The following is a 2,991-nucleotide window of genomic DNA, read 5'->3' on the forward strand; positions in this document are numbered from 1 at the left end:
GGCCTCACACGCACCGCTGGGCCGCCTGGGCGACGACGAGGATTTGAAGGGCCTGTGCGTGCTGTATGCGTCGGATGCCGGCAAGCACATCACTGGCCAGTGGATAGCCGTCGATGGTGGCGTTTCGGTCGTAACCGGGGGGTGAGCAAGAAATKGGCTGGGAACAGTTAATGAACTTCGGCGCGGACATCCCTTTCGTCAACCACCTCGGCTTTGAGCTGGAGCTGTTTGAAGGCGGTGCTTCGGCCATTGGCTATGCGCCCAAGCCCGAGCACCTCAACTCATTTGCCGTGACGCACGGCGGCGCCATCATGACGCTGCTGGACGTGACCATGGCGACAGCCGCGCGCAGCGTACAGAAAGATATGGGCGTGGTCACCATCGAGATGAAGACCAGCTTCATGCGGCCGGCACCCGGCGACGGCAGCCGGCTTACAGCCAAGGGGCGGCTCATGCATCGCAGCACCACCATGGCGTTTACCGAGGCCACGCTGTATGACGCGGAAGGCCGCGCCTGTGCACACTCCACGGGCACCTTCAAGTACGTGCGGCGGATTGCCACCRCCGCCCAAAACACCGGCGCACCGGACCTACCCGGCGGCGGCATATCAACCGATTGAACTGAGGTATTGGTTAAATCACAGACCATGCCAATAAACACGGGCGCCAGAAGCTATCAAATCAATAGCAAATCGCCTGCCTTTCCCGACAACACACAGGAGACTTCCATGCCCATCAACCAGCAAATCCTGCTCGACAACCGTCCCACCGCCGAAGCCGTCGCCAGCAACTTCATGCTGGTGTCCAGCGACACGCCGCCCCTGCAGGATGGCCAGGTGCTGGTGCGCCACCATTACCTGAGCCTGGACCCTTACATGCGTGGCCGCATGAGCGATGCCAAGAGCTATGCCGCGCCGCATCCGCTGGGCCAGGTCATGCTGGGCGGCACGGCAGGTGAGGTCGTGGAAAGCCGCTCGCCCAAATTCCAGCCCGGCGACAAGGTGGTCGGCATGGGCGGCTGGCAGGAATACAGTGTGGTCAATGCCGAGCAGCCCGGCGCGCTGCGCAAGGTGGATACCACGCACGTACCGCTCTCGCACTATCTGGGCGCGGTCGGTATGCCGGGCGTCACCGCCTGGTACGGCCTGGTGAAAATCATTGAACCCCAAGCCGGACAGACCATGGTGGTCAGCGCCGCTACCGGCGCAGTGGGGAGCGCGTTCGGCGCACTCGCCAAGGCACGCGGCTGCCGCGCCGTCGGCATTGCCGGCGGCCCCGACAAATGCAAATATGCCGTCGAAGAACTCGGCTTTGACGCCTGCATTGACTACAAAGTGCACGCCGATGCCGCTTCGCTGACCAAGGCTCTCAAGGACGCCTGCCCGGATGGCATTGATGGCTACTTTGAAAACGTGGGCGGCATGGTGCTGGACGCCGTGCTGCCGCGCATGAACGCTTTCGGCCGCATCGCGCTGTGCGGCATGATCGCCGGCTACGACGGCCGGCCCATGCCGTTGGCCTATCCGGCGCTGATTTTGACCAGCCGCCTCAAGCTGCAGGGCTTTATCGTGGCCGAGCACATGGAAGTCTGGCCCGAAGCGCTCAAGGAACTCGGCACGCTGGTGGGCACCGGCAAGCTGCGCCCGCGTGAAAGCGTGGCGCAGGGGATTGAATCGGCGCCCGAAGCATTCCTCGGGTTGCTCAAAGGCAAAAACTTCGGCAAGCAGTTGGTCAAGCTGATCTGACCCGACCACGGCGCGGTCAAAAGGAGGTGGACATGACGCATGAAGTCTTCAACCAGCCCGCAGCGCTGTCGGACTACAACCTGTTTGACACCAATCGCCCGCTGCGCGACGCGCTGAAATTTAATGCGCCGGCGCTGGACACGCACGAGCTGAGGCAGCTCGGTGCGAAGCTGGGCAGCACGGCCATGCAGACCCACGCGCGCCTGGCCAATGTGCATGGGCCGGCGCTGCACAGCCATGATCGTTTTGGCCGTCGTGTGGACCAGGTGGAGTTTCACCCGAGTTATCACGAGCTCATGAAACTCGCGACGGGCTCGGGCCTGCATGGCTCTCCGTGGTCTGAAGAAAACCCGTCACCCCATGTCCAGCGCGCAGCAGGCTTCATGCTCTTCACCGAGCTCGAGCCCTCCATCCTGTGCCCCATCTCCATGAGCTACGCGGCCACGCCCGCGCTGCGTGGCAACACAGCAATCTACGCCGACTGGGGCCCCAAGCTGGCGAGCCGCGCCTATGACCCGGAACTCAAGCTATGGCAGGCCAAGGCCGGCCTCACCATGGGCATGGGCATGACGGAAAAGCAGGGCGGCTCCGATGTCCGGGCCAATACCACCCGCGCTGAGCCCGCAGGCCGCGACGGCTGGGGCGAACGTTATGCCATCACCGGCCATAAATGGTTTTTCTCGGCGCCGATGTGCGACGCCTTCCTGGTTCTGGCCCAAACCCAAAGCGGCCTTTCCTGCTTTTTCCTGCCACGCGTGCTGCCTGACGGCGGCCTCAACGCCATCCGCATCCAGCGCCTCAAAGACAAGTTGGGCAACAAGGCCAACGCAAGTTCTGAAGTGGAATTTGAAAACGCCCAGGCCTGGCTGGTCGGGGGCGAAGGCCGCGGCATTCCGCAGATCCTCGAAATGGGCACCATGACCCGGCTGGACTGCGCGCTGGGCACCAGCGGGTTGATGCGGCAGGCGCTGGCCCTGGCGCTGAACCACACCTCGCAGCGAAAAGCCTTCGGCAAGCTGCTGATTGACCAGCCGCTGATGCGCAACGTGCTGGCCGACCTCGCGCTTGAATCCGAAGCCGCGACTGCGCTGGCAATGCGCCTGGCCCGGGCTTTCGACCACACAGGCGATGCCCACGAGGCCGCCATGGCGCGCCTGTTGACACCCGTCGCCAAGTTCTGGATCTGCAAGCGCGGTAGCCATTTCGCCCAGGAGGCGATGGAATGCCTGGGCGGCAATGGCTATGT

General features: G+C 63.5%; 4 protein-coding genes. All 4 read left to right on the plus strand.

Translation table 11 applies throughout. The features are described 5' to 3' along the window. Positions 1-145, plus strand: a 145-nt coding sequence (locus tag AC1DWI_RS18185; RefSeq protein WP_477725376.1) for an SDR family oxidoreductase, incomplete at its 5' end; no start/stop codon positions are given. A 25-nt stretch (positions 146-170) separates the two neighbouring features. Then, the gene (locus AC1DWI_RS18190; RefSeq protein ID WP_477725374.1) at positions 171-620 is read left to right on the plus strand and encodes a PaaI family thioesterase; all 450 of its coding nucleotides are present in this window, start codon (positions 171-173) and stop codon (positions 618-620) included. A gap of 108 nt (positions 621-728) precedes the next feature. Continuing rightward, positions 729-1,745: an NADP-dependent oxidoreductase gene (locus AC1DWI_RS18195; protein WP_477669527.1), complete on the plus strand. Its 1,017-nt coding sequence runs from the start codon at positions 729-731 to the stop codon at positions 1,743-1,745. Positions 1,746-1,771: 26 nt separating this feature from the next. Continuing rightward, positions 1,772-2,991 (plus strand): acyl-CoA dehydrogenase family protein (locus tag AC1DWI_RS18200; protein WP_477725375.1); only part of this gene is annotated, 1,220 nt, incomplete at its 3' end.

The sequence above is a fragment of the Polaromonas sp. P3_C2 genome, from assembly GCF_056402675.1.

What these genes read in the sequence shown, in the direction of transcription:
- AC1DWI_RS18195 (WP_477669527.1), top strand. Translation starts at nt 729, where the DNA reads ATGCCCATCAACCAGCAAATCCTGCTCGACAACCGTCCCACCGCCGAA.